This window comes from Streptomyces sp. NPDC014889 (assembly GCF_043081205.1).
Classification (GTDB): domain Bacteria; phylum Actinomycetota; class Actinomycetes; order Streptomycetales; family Streptomycetaceae; genus Streptomyces.
Genome location: NZ_JBIBWH010000014.1, coordinates 23,594 through 37,005, shown reverse-complemented (window position 1 = coordinate 37,005; position 13,412 = coordinate 23,594). Strand labels below are relative to the sequence as shown.

The window sequence follows — 13,412 nt, the reverse complement described above, 5'->3', positions numbered from 1 at the left end:
TCCTCCGGGCCGTTGCCCGGAGGGCCCGGTGGCCGGAGGGCCCGGTGGCCGGAGGGCCCGGTGGCCGGAGGGCCCGGTGGCCGGAGGGCCCGGTGGCCGGAGGGCCCGGTGGCCGTGCGTGGCTACCCCAGCTGATCGGTGATCCGCTGGGAGGCCCGGCGGGCCTCCGTCGGCGCGTCGCCGCCGGAGAGGACCTTCGTCATGTAGTCCTTGATCGGATTGTCGGCCTCGACCGTGGCCCACTCCGGCGTGTTGGGGGTCGCCCGGCCGTGTGCGGCGCCCGCCGCCATGGCCGCGACCCCCTCCTCGTCCGCGACGGCGGCGGCGAGTTTCGGCTTGTTGGGGACGTAGTTCATGGTGCGGGCCAGTTCGGTGTCCCACTCGGCGCCGGTGAGGGCCGCGACCACGGCCACGGCGCCGTCCCGGTCGGTGGTGTTCCGGGGCACGACGAGGTCGGAGCCACCGGTGAACACCGTGCCCGGCCGGCCGGCGGTCTTGCCCGGCACGGGGAAGAAGCCCAGCTTGTCCTTGAGAGCGGGGTTCTTCTCCACGATGGTCTGGGCGAGTCCGGGCACCGCAACGATCTGGGCCACCCGCCCCTTGGCGAACACCTCCGCCTGCGGCGGGTGTTCCTCGTCGGCGTCGACCGGTCCCCGGCCGAGCGACTGGAGTTGGCGGTAGAACTCCATGCCGCGCAGCGCCGCCTCACTGTCGAGGGCGCCCTTCCACCCGCCGTTGGTCTCCGTGGCGAGGTCGCCACCCTCGTCCCAGATGAACCCCGAGAGCGTGTACCAGTCCTGTCCGGCGAGGTAGATCCCCTGGTTGCCGCCGGAGTCGAGCTTCTCGCTCGCGGCGAGCCACTCGGTCCGGGTGCGCGGCGGTTTGGTGACGCCGGCCTGCTCGAACAGGTCCTTGCGGTAGATGACGACCCGGTTGGCCGCGTACCAGGGGATGCCGTACTGGGAGGAGTTGTCCAGCCCGGGTTCGGCCAGGCCGGGCAGCCAGTCCTGCATGTCCCAGTCCCGCATCGACTCCAGCGTCAGGTTGGTCAGCCTGCCGCCCGTGGCGTACTGCGCGACCTGGGTGTTGCCGACCTCGATGACGTCGGGGCCGTCCCCGGCGCGGTCCGCGAGCGCGGCCTGCACCTTGGGACCGATGCCGGTCCATTCCTGGATGCGGATGTCGAGACGCAGGTCGCCGTGGGTGCGTTCGAAGTCCTCGGTGAAGCGGTCCAGGAACTCCTGGGACGCGCTGCCCTTCATCATCCACACGGTGACGGTGTGCCGCCCGCCTCCGCCCTGCGACAGCACACCGCAGGAGGAGACCAGGAAGGAGGACGCGCACAGCAGAGCGACGAGGCGAGGTCTCACGAGGGGTCCTGTTCTTTCCGACGCACAGCGAAGGGGCCCGACGTGGGGGGACGAGCAGGAGCTCGCACGGGTGTGGCTGAGATTTTGGTATGGACCAATGCCCGGGTCAAGTGATGTCCGGCTTGCCGTACTTCTTCGTCTCGCGCCCCGCCTCGGCATACGGCACGGTGGAGTGACCCGCGCCACACGCGCGCGCCCGGAAGCCGTGCCGCCCCGTGCCCGCGTCACCGGCGCCGCCCGCCGAGAGGAGCCACCCTCATGACCGACCACACCTACCGGGTCACGGAGATCGTCGGCAGCTCGCACGAAGGCGTCGACCAGGCCATCCGCAACGCCGTCACCCGCGCCTCGCAGACCCTGCGCAATCTGGACTGGTTCGAGGTGACCCAGGTCAGGGGCCAGATCGAGGACGGGCGGATCGAGCACTACCAGGTCGGTCTGAAGGTCGGCTTCCGGCTGGAGGAGGCGGACTGACGCGTCCGCGCCCCTCGCCCCCGGTACGCGACTCAGGTGCGCCCCTCGGTCTCCTGCGCGGTCCTCAACTCGGCGGACGGCGCGGCCCAGCGGGCGCGCAGGACGCGGAACCCCGCCTGCTCGGCGTCCGCGCACACCAGCTCGTCGTCGTCCACGAGGACGCGGATCTCCCGTTCGCGGGCGAGCCTCCGCAGGATCTCCAGCTTGGTGCGGCGGGCCGGCCTGCGGTCGCTGTCGCGTCGCATGTGCACGCGGCCCTCGGGCAGCCCATGGGCGGCCAGCCAGTCCAGGGTGTCGCGGCGGCACCGCTCCGGCCGCCCGGTGAGGTACACGATCTCGCACTCCTCCGCGCTCCGGCGGGCCAGCTCCACGCCCTGCCCGATCGGCGGATCCCCGGGCGCGGCCGCGAAGAAGGCGTGCCAGTCGCGCGGGCGGCGCTCGAGGAAGCACTGCCGGTGCGCCGTGTCGGCGAGGGTGTTGTCCAGGTCGAACACGGCGAGCGGCCGTCGGTTGCTGTCCGTCACCCGGCCAGCGTAATCGGGCCGTCCCCGAGTCGGCACGGCACGCCGTGGACCGCCGCCGTCCGGATGCGGGCCGCCCGGCCGCATCCCATGCTGGGTACATGCCCGGACCACTGCCTGTGATCGTGCACCCGCCCTCCCCGACCGGCGGCCGGCGCGTCCGCGTGAACGGCGAGATCCTGGGGCTGGCCTACAGCGTCGCGGACGTCGCCGAGTTCCTGCGCCGCGCGGGGCTGGACGTCGACCCCGTGGAGGTCTCGGTCTCCCCGCTGATCGACTGGCGCGGGGGCGGCCCGGAGTACTGGGGCCCCGAGCCCGACGACACGCGCGGCTGAACGCCGCGAGAACGGTTGCGGATCGCCCGCCGCACGCGCTTCAGGTCGTTTCGGTCACGCGCGTGTGCTGGACGGTGGCTCCGCCACCCGCGCCGACGGCGGCCACCACGGCCTGGTGCAGCTCCCGGCTGTGCCGCTCGGTACGGCACGGCACGGGGCTTCCGGTGAGGGTGAACCATTCGGAGGTCCCGGTGTACCCGACGGTCACGTCGGCCTCGTTGCCGTCCCAGGTGGTGTGGACGGTCAGATTGCCGGTGACGACCCCGGCCTCGTCCGTTCGTACGCCGCCCCGGCCGGTGAAGACCCCGGGGGTGGTCCATGATGCCCAGGCCATGCCGTCGACCTTCTTCCCTGCTCCTGCGCTCGGCTCCCGCACACTTTCCACGGTCACCCGACAGCCCTCGTGTGTCATAGGGCCACATGGCCTCACCGCACGCCGTCGGCCCCTTGGGCGGCGCTCGGTACGGAGCCGCAGATGACGACCACCGGGCACGCCGCGTGCTGAACGAGGTGCTGGCCGACCGCCCCGAGCAGCGTCTCGGTGAATCCGCCGTGCCCTCTGTTCCCCACGACCAGCAGTTCCGCCTCCCGGGAGGCCTCGAGCAGTACGGCCGCCGGGTGACCACGCTCGACTCGGGACCGGATCTCGGCCGGCCGGTCGGGGCCGAAGGTCTCGTCGAGCGCCTGGCTGAGGATCTTCGCCGCGTTGTCCGCGAAATCGAAACCGGCGGCCATGGGACTCGTGCCGTACCACAGCGGGTGTTCCCACGCGGTCACCGCCTCGATCACGGCACCCGTCAGGGCGGCCTGCCGCGCCGCCCAGCGCAGTGCGGCCTCCGACGGCTCGGAGCCGTCGACGCCGACCACGATCCGTGCCGCGGACGCCGTCAGGTCGCTCATGCCTCACCTGCCTCGGATCCGTACCTTCAGCTTGTCTCCCGCACCCGCTCCACGCACCCCGGGCACAGACGGGGCCCGTTGTCAGTGCCGGCTGGAAGACTGCCCGGCATGATCGAAGCAGACCCGAAGGCGAACCTTCTCCGCTGTCTGCAAGACGCCCGTGACGCCCTGCTGTGGAAGCTCGAAGGGCTCTCGGAATACGACGTACGCCGCCCTCTGACCCCCACCGGCACCAACCTGTTGGGGCTGGTCAAGCACACCGCGGGCGTGGAACTCGGCTACTTCGGCGACACATTCGGACGGCCGTTCTTCAAGGGGGAGCCACCGCTCTGGTGGTACACGGAGGACGCCGAGCCCAACGCGGACATGTGGGCCGCCGCCGACGAGTCGCGCGAGGAGATCGTCGGGCTCTACCGGCGGGCGTGGGAGCACGCGGACAGGACGATCGCGCAGCTGCCGCTCGACGCGACTGGTCACGTCCCGTGGTGGCCGGAGGAACGGCGGAAGGTGACCCTGCACCACATCCTGGTCCGCGTCCTGTCCGATACCCAGCGGCACGCCGGCCATGCCGACATCGTCCGGGAACTCATCGACGGGACCGTAGGCCTGTCGCAGGGCTCCGACAGCATCCCTCCGGGCGATCGCGCCTGGTGGGAGAACCACCGGCGCCGCCTGGAGCGCACCGCACGGGAGGCGGGCAAGGACTGAGAGGGCTGATTCCCCCTCGGCTGTATTGTTCGCGGTCACGGGCGACGGGACGCCATTTTGCGTCCCACGACATCCATGGGCTGGAGTACCCCCAGCCGTTGCAGCTCGACGACATGCTCCGCCGCGCGTCGAGGTGCTTCACCACCGCTCACAAGGACTCCAGCCTCGATGTTGGCCGACGCGTTCGAAAAATGTCTTCGTGCGGCGGCTTCCGGCGACCTCGCGGCTTCCCCCGGACAGCCCAACGAGCACACCCCCTTCACGTCACCTCCACTTCTGCCCCTGCCGGGCGGCCGACCCGGGGTTGCATAGGATTGCGGGGTTTGCCCCCTTGCCGCCCGCACTCCCCGTACGGAGCCCCTCCATGCACAGCCCCCACGACCCGTACGTCCGTGTTCGTGGTGCTCGTGAGCACAATCTTCGCGGTGTCGACGTCGATGTTCCGCGGGACGCGCTCGTGGTGTTCACGGGGGTGTCGGGGTCGGGGAAGTCGTCGCTGGCGTTCGGGACGATCTACGCGGAGGCTCAGCGGCGGTACTTCGAGTCGGTGGCGCCGTACGCTCGGCGGCTGATCCATCAGGTGGGGGCGCCGAAGGTCGGGGAGATCTCCGGGCTGCCGCCGGCCGTGTCGCTGGAGCAGCGGCGGGCGACGCCGACGTCGCGGTCCTCCGTGGGCACCGTCACCAACCTGTCGAACTCGCTGCGGATGCTGTTCTCCCGGGCCGGGGACTATCCGCCGGGGGCCGAGCGGCTGGACTCGGACGCGTTCTCGCCGAACACGGCCGTCGGGGCCTGCCCCCAGTGCCACGGTCTTGGGCAGGTGCACCGCACGGAGGAGGCGCTGCTGGTGCCCGACTCCTCGCTGTCCATCCGTGAGGGCGCGATCGCCGCCTGGCCAGGCGCCTGGCAGGGCAAGAACCTGCGGGACATCCTCGACGCGCTGGGGTACGACGTGGACCGGCCGTGGCGTGAACTGCCCGCCAAAGAGCGGGAGTGGATCCTATTCACGGACGAGCAGCCGGTGGTGACCGTGCACCCGGTGCGGGACGCCGAGCGGATCCAACGGCCCTACCAGGGCACGTACATGAGTGCCCGGCGGTATGTGATGAAGACGTTCGCCGATTCGAAGAGCGCCGCCCTGCGGACCAAGGCCGAGCGTTTCCTCACCGCCGCGCCCTGCCCGGCCTGCGGCGGCAGCCGGCTGCGGCCCGAGGCGCTGGCCGTGACCTTCGCGGGGCGCACCATCGCCGAGCTGGCCGCGCTGCCGCTGACCGAACTCGCCGAGAATCTGCGAGGCACGTCCGAGGCCGCTCGCGTCCTCACCGAGGACCTGAGGTCACGCATCGTGCCCGTCGTCGAGCTCGGGCTCGGATACCTCAGCCTGGACCGGGCCACGCCCACGCTGTCGGCGGGCGAGTTGCAGCGGCTGCGGCTGGCCACACAGCTCCGGTCGGGGCTGTTCGGGGTGGTGTACGTGCTCGACGAGCCGTCGGCGGGGCTCCACCCGGCGGACACCGAGGCCCTGCTCACGGTGTTGCAGCGGCTCAAGGCCGCGGGCAACTCGGTGTTCGTGGTGGAGCACCACCTCGACGTGGTGCGCGGTGCCGACTGGGTCGTCGACGTCGGTCCGCTGGCCGGGGAGCACGGCGGGCGGGTGCTGCACAGCGGGCCGGTCGCCGAGCTGGCGGGGGTCGCGGAGTCGGCGACGGGCCGGTTCCTGTTCGACCGCTCCTCCGCGCCGGTACGGGAAGTCCGCCGTGGGCAGGGGCGGTTGACCGTAGGGCCCGTGACCCGGCACAACCTGCGAGCGGTGACGGCGCGGTTCCCGCTCGGCGCGTTCAGCGCGGTCACCGGGGTGTCGGGGTCCGGGAAGTCCACGCTCATCGGAGAGATCACGGAGGAGCTGGCAGGCGTCGGGCGGCTGGTGTCGGTGGACCAGAAGCCGATCGGACGCACTCCGCGCTCCAACCTGGCCACCTACACGGGACTGTTCGACGTCGTACGGAAGGTGTTCCGACACCGACGAGGCGCGCGGGCGCGGTTACGGGGTCGGACGGTTCTCCTTCAACGTGACGGGAGGCCGGTGCGAGACCTGCCAGGGCGAGGGGTTCGTCAGCGTGGAGCTGCTGTTCCTGCCGAGCACGTACGCCCCGTGCCCCGACTGCGATGGGGCCCGCTACAACCCGGAGACGCTTCAAGTCACCTACCGCGGGCGGAACATCGGCCAGGTGCTCGGCCTCACGGTGGAGGGCGCGGCGGAGTTCTTCGCCGACGTCCCCGCCGTGGCCCGCAGTCTCGGTGCCCTGCTCGACGTCGGCCTCGGTTATCTGCGTCTCGGTCAGCCCGCCACCGAGCTGTCCGGCGGTGAGGCCCAGCGCATCAAGCTCGCCAGCGAATTGCAGCGCGGCCGCCGCGGCCACACCCTCTACCTTCTCGACGAGCCGACGACCGGCCTGCACCCGGCCGATGTCGAGGTGCTGATGCGGCAGTTGCACGGTCTGGTCGACGCCGGGCACACCGTGATCGTCGTCGAGCACGACATGTCCGTCGTGGCCGGCGCCGACTGGGTCGTCGACCTCGGCCCCGGCGGCGGCGACGAGGGCGGCCGGATCGTGGCGGCGGGACCGCCGGCCGAGGTCGCCCGGGCGGCGGGCAGCGCCACGGCTCCTTATCTGGCCCGGGCCGTACGGCGGCGGGACGGCTAGGCGACCGCCTCGACGACGGCATGGGCAGCGTGCCCGCGGGGTGCCGTGGGGCGTGGGTCGACGGGCCGGGCCCCGCTGCCGGGGTCGTCCTGCTGCGCCGCCCGGGCCAGTGTGCGGCGGTCGGGGCAGGCGCCCGGGGGGAGTACGGGGAGCACGTCGACCTCGGCGATCAGGCCGCGTGCCGTCGCCACCCGCCACAGGGACGTGAGCAGGGAGTCGTCGCCGACAAAGGCCGGGGCCGTGCTGGCCGCTCCCCCGGCGTGGCTCAGGTAGCGGAGGCGGACCGGCTGGACGGGCACCCCGGCGTCGAGGGCGGCCTGGAAGACGGCTCGGCGGAAGGCGCCCTGGGCGCGGCCGCACCAGGTGCTGCCCTCGGGGAAGGCGGCGACCGCGGCGCCGGCGCGCAGTTCCCCGGCGATGTGCGCCACCGTCGCGGGCAGGGCGCGCAGACGGTCCCGTTCGATGAACAGGGCGCCGCCGCGCGCGGCGAGCGCGCCGGCCACCGGCCAGCCGCGGATCTCCGTCTTGGCGAGCATCCGGGCCGGGCGGACGGCGGCCAGCAGCGGGATGTCCAGCCAGGAGATGTGGTTGGCGACCAGCAGCAGGCCGCCGGTGGGCGGGGCGGCGCCGGTGATGCGGACCCGGACCCCCGAGGCCCTGACGACCGCCCGGCACCAGCGCCGCACCCACCCGGCGGGGATGCGGGCGCCCAGTGGCGACAGCGCGACCCCGGCGAGTACGAGGGCCACGACCAGCGTCAGGCGCAGCACGGCGCGCGGTACGGCCGTCGTGGACCCCGTCGCCGTCTCCACGCACGCCCTCGGGGTGCAGGGCGCGCTGGGCAGCCAGACGCTCATCAGGCCGGTACGAGGGAGAGGAAGTGCCGCAGGTAGCGCGGGCTGACCCGGCGCATCGACAGCAGGACGTAGAGGTCGGCGACCCCGAAGTCGGGGTCGTGCGCGGGCGCGCCGCAGACCTGGGCGCCGAGCCGGAGGTAGCCGCGCAGCAGGGCGGGCAGCTCGGTGCGCGGGGCGGCCGGGAGGTCGGTCCGCGGGATCCACGGCAGCAGCGGGCGCACCCGGTGCTCCTGGGGCGCCAGGTTCTTCTCGCGCACCCGCTCCCAGGTGGCGGAGGCGAGGACGCCGCCGTCGGCGAGCGGTATGGAGCAGCAGCCCGCCAGCCACTCGTGGCCGCGGTCCACCATGTAGCGGGCCAGCCCGGCCCAGATCAGCCCGATCACGGTGCCGTCGCGGTGGTCGGGGTGCACGCAGGAGCGGCCCACCTCCACCAGGCCGGGGCGGATCGGGGCCAGCGCGGTGAGGTCGAACTCGCCCTCCGCGTACAGCCGTCCGGCGATCGCGGCCCGCTCCGGCGGCAGCAGCCGGTAGGTGCCGACGACCTGCCCGGTGGTCGTGTCGCGCACGAGCAGGTGGTCGCAGTAGGCGTCGAAGGGGTCGACGTCGTACCCCGGCTGCGGGGTGGACAGCAGGGCGCCCATCTCCCCGGCGAAGACGTCGTGCCGCAGCCGCTGCGCGGCCCGCACGTCCGCCTCGTCACGGGCGAGGGCGACGGTGTAGCGGCTGGGCGGCGCGGACTGCGGGGGGCTTTCGAGGGTGGAGACGCCGGTCATGTTCTCTCCTGGTCGTGGACCCGGTGGGGAAGAGGGACGGCGGACCGGCGGTGCGGTCCGTCGTCCCTGTTCTTCCGATGCCGGCTTGCGTCCGCGTGACCTGTGCCGGGAGAACGGATGTGGGGATGTTGAACGGCGCGGGCGGCTGCCCCGCGGTGGAATGCGAGGCGGGGCCGGGGATGAGCACCACTCCCGGCCCCGCCCGTCCGCCCCCTCGGCGAACGTTTCCTGGTGGGCTACCGCTTGGACGCCCTGCGGGTCGCGCGCAGCCACTCCTTGTTCATGCTGGTGATCGACACGAGGGGGATGCCCTTGGGGCAGGCGGTGGCGCACTCCCCGGTGAGGGTGCAGCCGCCGAAGCCCTCCTCGTCCATGCGGGCCACCATGTCCAGGACGCGTGTCTCGCGCTCGGGCGCACCCTGCGGCAGCACGTTGAGGTGGTTGATCTTCGCGGAGGTGAACAGCATCGCCGCGCCGTTGGGGCAGGCGGCGACGCAGGCGCCGCAGCCGATGCACTCGGCGTGCTCGAAGGCGAAGTCGGCGTCCGGCTTCGGTACGGGCGTGGCGTGCGCCTCGGGCGCGGCGCCGGTGGGTGCGGTGATGTAGCCGCCGGCCTGGATGATCCGGTCGAAGGCCGAGCGGTCGACCACCAGGTCCTTCACCACCGGGAAGGCGGCGGCGCGCCACGGCTCGATGTCGATCGTGTCGCCGTCCTTGAAGGACCGCATGTGGAGCTGGCAGGTGGTGGTGCGTTCGGGGCCGTGCGCGTCGCCGTTGATGACGAGGCTGCACGCGCCGCAGATGCCCTCGCGGCAGTCGTGGTCGAAGGCGACGGGGTCCTCGCCGGAGAGGATGAGCTGTTCGTTGAGGACGTCCAGCATCTCCAGGAAGGACATGTCGGGCGAGATGTCGTCCACCTCGTAGGTGGACATGGCGCCGTCGGCGTCGGCGTTCTTCTGCCGCCAGACGCGCAGGGTGAGCCTCATGCGTAGCTCCGCTGGGTGGGGTGGACGTACTCGAAGACCAGGTCTTCCTTGTGCAGGGTGGGCGCCTCGCCGGTGCCGGTGAACTCCCAGGCCGCCGCGTAGGCGAACTGCTCGTCTCTGCGGGCGGCTTCGCCGTCGGGGGTCTGGGACTCCTCGCGGAAGTGGCCGCCGCAGGACTCGGCGCGGTGCAGCGCGTCGAGGCAGGTGAGCTCGGCGAGTTCCAGGTAGTCGACGATGCGGTTGGCCTTCTCCAGCGACTGGTTGAACTCCTCGCCGCTGCCGGGCACCTTGATGCGCCGCCAGAACTCCTCGCGGATCTGCGGGATGCGGTCCAGCGCCTTGCGCAGGCCCTCCTCGGTGCGGGCCATGCCGCAGAACTCCCACATGAGTTCGCCGACTTCGCGGTGGAAGGAGTCAGGGGTGCGGTCGCCGTCGACGGACAGGAGCAGATTGAGGCGGTCCTCGGTCTCGGCGACGGCCTCCTGGACGGCGGGGTGGTCCTGGGTCACGGCCTCCTGGTGCGGGTTGCGGGCCAGGTAGTCGTTGATGGTGGCCGGGAGGACGAAGTAGCCGTCGGCCAGGCCCTGCATCAGCGCGGAGGCGCCGAGGCGGTTGGCGCCGTGGTCGGAGAAGTTGGCCTCGCCGATCGCGAACAGTCCGGGGACGGTGGTCTGGAGGTCGTAGTCGACCCACAGGCCGCCCATCGTGTAGTGCACGGCGGGGTAGATCCGCATGGGCACCTCGTACGGGTTCTCCGCGGTGATCCGCTCGTACATGTCGAAGAGGTTGCCGTACTTCTCCTCGACCTTCTCGCGGCCCATGCGCTTGATGGCGTCCGCGAAGTCCAGGTACACGCCCTGGCCACCGGGGCCGACGCCGCGGCCCTCGTCACAGACGTTCTTCGCGGCGCGGGAGGCGATGTCGCGCGGGACGAGGTTGCCGAAGGAGGGGTAGACGCGCTCCAGGTAGTAGTCGCGCTCGTCCTCGGGGATCTCGTTCGGCGGGCGGTTGTCGCCCTTGGTCTTCGGGACCCAGATGCGGCCGTCGTTGCGCAGCGACTCGCTCATCAGGGTGAGCTTGGACTGGTGGTCGCCGGTGCGCGGGATGCAGGTGGGGTGGATCTGGGTGAAGCAGGGGTTGGCGAAGTACGCGCCGCGCCGGTGCGCCCGCCAGATGGCGGTCGCGTTGGAATTCATGGCGTTGGTCGACAGGTAGAAGACGTTGCCGTAGCCGCCGGAGGCGAGGACGACGGCGTCCGCGAAGTACGTGTCGATCCTCCCGGTGATCAGGTCGCGGGCGACGATGCCGCGGGCCCGGCCGTCGACGACGATCAGGTCGAGCATCTCGGTGCGCGGGTGCATCTCGACGTTTCCGGCGGCGATCTGCCGGGACAGTGCCTGGTAGGCGCCGAGCAGGAGCTGCTGGCCCGTCTGGCCGCGGGCGTAGAAGGTGCGGGAGACCTGGACGCCGCCGAAGGAGCGGGTGTCGAGCAGTCCGCCGTACTCGCGGGCGAACGGGACGCCCTGCGCGACGCACTGGTCGATGATCTCCACCGAGATCTGCGCCAGGCGGTGGACGTTGGACTCGCGGGCGCGGAAGTCGCCGCCCTTGACGGTGTCGTAGAAGAGGCGGTGGACGGAGTCGCCGTCGTTGCGGTAGTTCTTCGCCGCGTTGATGCCGCCCTGCGCGGCGATGGAGTGGGCGCGGCGCGGGGAGTCCTGGTAGCAGAACTGGACGACGTGGTAGCCCTGTTCGGCCAGGGTGGCGCCGGCCGAGCCGCCCGCGAGGCCGGTGCCGACCACGATGACCGTGTGCTTGCGCCGGTTGGCGGGGTTGACCAGCTTGGCCTCGAAGCGGCGCTTGTCCCAGCGCTCGTTGACCGGGCCGGACGGGGCCTTGGTGTCGACGACCGGCGCACCGGTCGCGTAGTCGGCGTAGGAGGTCATGTCAGCTCACCACTCCGGTCATGACGCCCACCGGGACGGCGATGAAGCCGGCGGTGAGCAGCAGTGCGAGAACGTTGGCGGCGGTCTTCAGGGCACGGTCGCGGGTGCGGCTGCCGACGCCGAGGGTCTGGGCGGCGCTCCAGAAGCCGTGCCGGATGTGCAGGCCGAGCGCCAGCATGGCGACGATGTAGATGACGTTGCCGTACCAGGTGGAGAAGGTGTCCACGACGTTCTGGTACGGGTGGCCCGGCTGGAATCCGCCGGAGTGCACGGTCCCGGTGGTCAGGTCGAGGATGTGCCAGACGATGAACAGGCCGAGGATGATCCCGCCCCAGCGCATGGTGCGGGTGGCGTAACTGGCCCGGGCCCTGGTGTGCACGTACTTGCTGGGCCGCGCCCTGATGTCGCGGCGGCTGAGCTGGTAGGCGGAGACGGCGTGGGCGACGACCGCGACCACGAGCACCGCGCGGACCAGCCAGAGCGTCCACTCGTAGTGCATGAACGGCTCGCCGACCGTGCGCAGCCAGTGGGCGTAGTGGTTGAACTCGCCCGCCCCGAAGAAGATCTTCAGGTTCCCGATCATGTGGACGACCAGGTACAGCAGCATGATCAGGCCGCTGACCGCCATCACGGTCTTCTTGCCGACGGTCGAGCCCCACACGGTGCGTGCCATGGACGGCCGTCGGTCCGTCCGCGTTGCCAGTGCCATGTCTCAGCACGCTAGGGCCGAAGGGCCCCATCGGTCCAAGACATGGTCCGGCTCGTTTCGATAGGGACTGGCTATGCTGGTCCCATGCAGTTCCAGCAGCTCCAGTACTTCGTGGCGGTCGCCGAGACCCGGCACTTCACCCGGGCGGCCGATCTGGTGCATGTCGCCCAGCCGTCGCTGTCGCAGCAGATCAAGGCGCTGGAGCGGGAGCTCGGCGCGGATCTGTTCCTGCGGGCGCGGGGCAACATCACGCTCACCGACGCCGGGGAAGCGCTGCTGCCGCTGGCCCGGCGCATCCTCGCCGACGCCGACACGGCGCGGCACGAGGTGCAGGAACTGGTGCAGCTGCGCCGGGGCCGGGTGCGGCTCGGCGCCACCCCGAGCCTGTGCACCGGGCTGCTGCCGGACGTGCTGCGCGCCTTCCACGACCGCTATCCGGGCATCCGGCTGCTGGTCGAGGAGGGAGGCTCCCACGACCTGGTGCGGGAGCTGGCCCGCGGCGCCCTCGACCTGGCGCTGGTCGTGCTGCCGCTGCCCACCCCCTCCCCCGCCCTGACCACGGTTGAGCTGCTGCGCGAGGACCTGGTCGTGGTCTCCTCGCCGGAGGCGGCCGCGCCCGGCGGCCCGGGGCAGCGTTCGGTCGGCATCGCGGACCTGGAGGGCGAACGCCTGGTGATGTTCCGGCACGGCTACGACCTGCGGGAGCTGACGGTCGCCGCGTGCCGCGCGGAGGGCTTCGAGCCGGACCTCGCCGTCGAGGGCGGCGAGATGGACGCGGTGCTGGGGTTCGTACGGGCGGGCCTGGGAGTGGCCGTCGTCCCGCGCATGGTCGCGACGCGCTCAGGACACGGCCTGCGGGTCACCCCGCTGGCCCGTCCAGGACTGCACCGTACGATCGCGCTGGCCCACCGCAGCGATGTGGCTCCGCCGAGGGCCGCGAGGGAACTCCAGCGGATGCTGCTGGAGCGGTGACCTCGGCCTGCATCGCCTTCGGCCCGACGTGACGTGACGTGGCGTCAACTCACCTGCTTCAGAAGCCGTTTCCGCGGCCGGCCGGGCGCGCAGGCCGTCGACCAGTGCCGCGAGGGAGACCTCGAAGGCCAGGTCCGCTGCGGGTGGTCCCGTGGC

13 protein-coding genes and 1 pseudogene are annotated in these 13,412 nt (G+C 71.9%); 5 read left to right on the top strand and 9 right to left on the bottom strand.

All coding sequences use genetic code 11. The annotated features are described in order from the left end of the window. Nucleotides 1-122: 122 nt before the first annotated feature. Nucleotides 123-1,370, bottom strand: coding sequence for an extracellular solute-binding protein (locus tag ACF09J_RS26630; protein WP_392307969.1), 1,248 nt, complete (start codon nucleotides 1,368-1,370; stop codon nucleotides 123-125). Nucleotides 1,371-1,628: 258 nt separating this feature from the next. Between ACF09J_RS26630 and ACF09J_RS26625 the strand changes: the two genes are divergently transcribed. Then, a complete protein-coding gene (locus ACF09J_RS26625; protein ID WP_392307968.1) occupies nucleotides 1,629-1,844 on the top strand; it encodes a dodecin in 216 nt (71 codons plus the stop codon). Nucleotides 1,845-1,876: 32 nt separating this feature from the next. Here the strand turns inward: ACF09J_RS26625 and ACF09J_RS26620 are convergent, their stop codons facing one another. After that, the gene (locus ACF09J_RS26620) at nucleotides 1,877-2,368 is read right to left on the bottom strand and encodes a hypothetical protein (protein WP_392307967.1); all 492 of its coding nucleotides are present in this window, start codon (nucleotides 2,366-2,368) and stop codon (nucleotides 1,877-1,879) included. 98 nt (nucleotides 2,369-2,466) lie between these two features. On the opposite strand from ACF09J_RS26620, the gene ACF09J_RS26615 reads away from it, so the two are divergent. Beyond that, nucleotides 2,467-2,700, top strand: coding sequence for a hypothetical protein (locus tag ACF09J_RS26615; RefSeq protein WP_392307966.1), 234 nt, complete (start codon nucleotides 2,467-2,469; stop codon nucleotides 2,698-2,700). Nucleotides 2,701-2,740: 40 nt separating this feature from the next. Here the strand turns inward: ACF09J_RS26615 and ACF09J_RS26610 are convergent, their stop codons facing one another. Together ACF09J_RS26610 and ACF09J_RS26605 are read right to left on the bottom strand one after the other, a co-directional pair. Further along, on the bottom strand, nucleotides 2,741-3,034 hold the full coding sequence (locus ACF09J_RS26610; RefSeq protein ID WP_392308140.1) for a hypothetical protein: 294 nt from the start codon (nucleotides 3,032-3,034) through the stop codon (nucleotides 2,741-2,743). 92 nt (nucleotides 3,035-3,126) lie between these two features. Continuing rightward, a complete protein-coding gene (locus ACF09J_RS26605) occupies nucleotides 3,127-3,600 on the bottom strand; it encodes a universal stress protein (protein ID WP_392307965.1) in 474 nt (157 codons plus the stop codon). Nucleotides 3,601-3,708: 108 nt separating this feature from the next. On the opposite strand from ACF09J_RS26605, the gene ACF09J_RS26600 reads away from it, so the two are divergent. Then, the gene (locus tag ACF09J_RS26600; protein ID WP_392307964.1) at nucleotides 3,709-4,308 is read left to right on the top strand and encodes a DinB family protein; all 600 of its coding nucleotides are present in this window, start codon (nucleotides 3,709-3,711) and stop codon (nucleotides 4,306-4,308) included. 364 nt (nucleotides 4,309-4,672) lie between these two features. Continuing rightward, nucleotides 4,673-7,013: pseudogene (locus ACF09J_RS26595) on the top strand (ABC transporter). Here the strand turns inward: ACF09J_RS26595 and ACF09J_RS26590 are convergent. The 5 genes from ACF09J_RS26590 to ACF09J_RS26570 all read right to left on the bottom strand — a co-directional run bounded on the left by ACF09J_RS26590 (nucleotide 7,010) and on the right by ACF09J_RS26570 (nucleotide 12,248). Then, nucleotides 7,010-7,870: a lysophospholipid acyltransferase family protein gene (locus tag ACF09J_RS26590; RefSeq protein ID WP_392307963.1), complete on the bottom strand. Its 861-nt coding sequence runs from the start codon at nucleotides 7,868-7,870 to the stop codon at nucleotides 7,010-7,012. The pseudogene ACF09J_RS26595 and the gene ACF09J_RS26590 overlap by 4 nt on opposite strands. Further along, nucleotides 7,870-8,643: a GNAT family N-acetyltransferase gene (locus ACF09J_RS26585; protein ID WP_392307962.1), complete on the bottom strand. Its 774-nt coding sequence runs from the start codon at nucleotides 8,641-8,643 to the stop codon at nucleotides 7,870-7,872. Before ACF09J_RS26585 ends, ACF09J_RS26590 begins: the two co-directional genes overlap by 1 nt. A 236-nt stretch (nucleotides 8,644-8,879) precedes the next feature. Then, nucleotides 8,880-9,629: a succinate dehydrogenase/fumarate reductase iron-sulfur subunit gene (locus tag ACF09J_RS26580; RefSeq protein ID WP_392307961.1), complete on the bottom strand. Its 750-nt coding sequence runs from the start codon at nucleotides 9,627-9,629 to the stop codon at nucleotides 8,880-8,882. Next, nucleotides 9,626-11,575, bottom strand: coding sequence for a fumarate reductase/succinate dehydrogenase flavoprotein subunit (locus ACF09J_RS26575; protein WP_392307960.1), 1,950 nt, complete (start codon nucleotides 11,573-11,575; stop codon nucleotides 9,626-9,628). Before ACF09J_RS26575 ends, ACF09J_RS26580 begins: the two co-directional genes overlap by 4 nt. A 1-nt stretch (nucleotide 11,576) precedes the next feature. Continuing rightward, nucleotides 11,577-12,248 (bottom strand): succinate dehydrogenase, encoded by a 672-nt coding sequence (locus ACF09J_RS26570; RefSeq protein ID WP_392307959.1) that lies wholly within the window; start codon nucleotides 12,246-12,248, stop codon nucleotides 11,577-11,579. A gap of 120 nt (nucleotides 12,249-12,368) precedes the next feature. Between ACF09J_RS26570 and ACF09J_RS26565 the strand changes: the two genes are divergently transcribed. Then, nucleotides 12,369-13,256: a LysR family transcriptional regulator gene (locus tag ACF09J_RS26565; protein WP_392307958.1), complete on the top strand. Its 888-nt coding sequence runs from the start codon at nucleotides 12,369-12,371 to the stop codon at nucleotides 13,254-13,256. The last annotated feature ends 156 nt before the right edge of the window (nucleotides 13,257-13,412 follow it).